The 281-nt window shown below is 61.2% G+C and carries 1 protein-coding gene; it reads left to right on the forward strand.

What is annotated here, in order from left to right; genetic code table 11:
- Positions 1 to 281 (forward strand): immunoglobulin-like domain-containing protein (locus DM374_RS32925; protein ID WP_157969839.1); only part of this gene is annotated, 281 nt, incomplete at both ends.

A 281-nucleotide genomic window follows, 5' to 3' on the forward strand; every position in this document is an offset into this window, starting at 1 on the left:
CGCCGGCACTCCGACCACCGTCGTCACCGATGATCCGGCTCGTCTGGACACCACCGGCCTGACCCTGTCCGCGACCGGCTCGGTCCAGGAAGGCGGCAACATCGTTTACACCGCCAAGCTGACCAACCCAGCCGGCACCGAGATGAAGATCACCTTGAGCAATGGTGAAACCATCACCATCGCCAAGGATGCGAGTGAAGGCTCCGTGACCTTCGCCGCGCCGAAAGACACTGTTTATGTGGATGCCGGTAGCGTTAGCGTAACCATCACTGGCACCACTG

It is taken from the genome of Pseudomonas huaxiensis (genome assembly GCF_003231275.1).
In the GTDB taxonomy this organism is placed as follows: domain Bacteria; phylum Pseudomonadota; class Gammaproteobacteria; order Pseudomonadales; family Pseudomonadaceae; genus Aquipseudomonas; species Aquipseudomonas huaxiensis.